Annotated in this window: 1 protein-coding gene; it reads left to right on the forward strand. The window is 63.3% G+C overall.

Translation table 11 applies throughout. The features are described 5' to 3' along the window. Positions 1-1,697: xanthine dehydrogenase family protein molybdopterin-binding subunit (locus tag ACXAG8_RS18470; RefSeq protein ID WP_475230680.1), on the forward strand; the 1,697-nt coding region annotated here is incomplete at both ends.

A 1,697-nucleotide genomic window follows, 5' to 3' on the forward strand; every position in this document is an offset into this window, starting at 1 on the left:
GTTGTGGCCGACAGCCTGGAACAGGCGCGTGACGCGGCCGAGGCGATTGACCTCGAGATCGAGGAACTGCCCGCCGTGATCGACATGAAGGCTGCCGCGCAAGAAGGTGCTGTGCTGGTCCATGACGATCTGAAGAACAACATCTGCTATGACTGGCAACTGGGCGAGACTGACGATGCAAAGGTCAATGAGGTCTTTGCGGGTGCGGCCCATGTGACCACGCTGGATCTGGTGAACAACCGCCTGGTCGCCAACCCGATGGAACCGCGCGTGGCGGTGGGTGAGTACAAGCGCGGCACGGATGAGTACACGCTCTATACCACCTCGCAGAACCCGCATGTGATCCGCCTGCTGATGTGCGCCTTCGTGCTGGGCCTGCCCGAGCATAAGGTCCGCGTGGTGGCCCCGGATGTGGGCGGCGGCTTTGGCACCAAGATCTTCCACTATGCGGAAGAGGCGTTCTGTACCTTTGCCGCCAAGGCCTGCAACCGGCCGGTGAAGTGGACCTCGAGCCGGTCCGAGGCGTTCATGTCGGACGCCCATGGCCGCGATCATGTCAGCACAATCGAACTGGCGCTGGATGCGGACAACAACTTTGTTGGGCTGCGGACCAACACCTATGCCAATCTGGGGGCGTATCTGTCGACCTTCTCCAGTTCCGTGCCCACATGGCTGCACGGCACGCTGATGGCGGGCAATTACAAGACGCCGGTCGTTCAGGTGAATGTCCGGGCGATGTTCACCAATACGGTGCCGGTGGATGCCTATCGCGGCGCGGGCCGGCCCGAGGCGACGTTCCAGTTGGAGCGCGTGGTGGACAAGGCCGCGCGCGAGCTGGGGGTCGACCCGATTGCCCTGCGCCGTCAGAACTTCATCACCCAGTTCCCCTATGACACGCCGGTGGCGCTGACCTATGACACCGGGGATTACAACGGGACCATGGACAAGCTTGAGGCCGCCGCCGATCTGGCAGGCTTTGCCGCCCGCCGTGCGGAAAGCGAGGCCAGGGGCAAGCTGCGGGGTCTGGGCATCAACTGCTATATCGAGGCCTGTGGCATTGCGCCCTCGAACATCGTTGGCATGCTGGGGGCGCGTGCGGGTCTTTACGATGCCGCCACCGTGCGGGTGAATGCCACCGGCTCGATCAGTGTCATGGTGGGCGCGCATAGCCACGGTCAGGGGCATGAGACTGCCTTCCCGCAGGTTGTGGCCGACATGATCGGCATCGACGAGTCGATGGTCGAGATCGTGCATGGCGACACCTCGAAGATCCCGTTCGGCATGGGCACCTATGGCTCGCGCAGCCTTGCGGTCTGTGGCTCGGCCATGGTGAAGGCCACCGAGAAGGTGATCGACAAGGCCAAGAAGATCGCCGCCCACCTGCTGGAGGCCTCGGAGGCCGATATTGAGCTGAAGGACGGTCAGTTCAGCGTGGCAGGCACCGACAAATCGGTGGCCTGGGGCGATGTGACCCTGACGGCCTATGTGCCGCATAACTTCCCGCTGGAGGTTGAGCCGGGGCTGGAGGAGACCGCGTTTTACGACCCGGCCAACTTTACCTTCCCCTCGGGCGCTTATGCCTGCGAGGTCGAGGTTGACCCCGAGACCGGCCAGGTGACCATCGAGGCCTTCACCGCCGCCGATGACTTTGGCAACATCGTCAACCCGATGATCGTGGATGGCCAGGTGCATGGCGG

It is taken from the genome of Ruegeria sp. ABD4_443 (assembly GCF_056160865.1).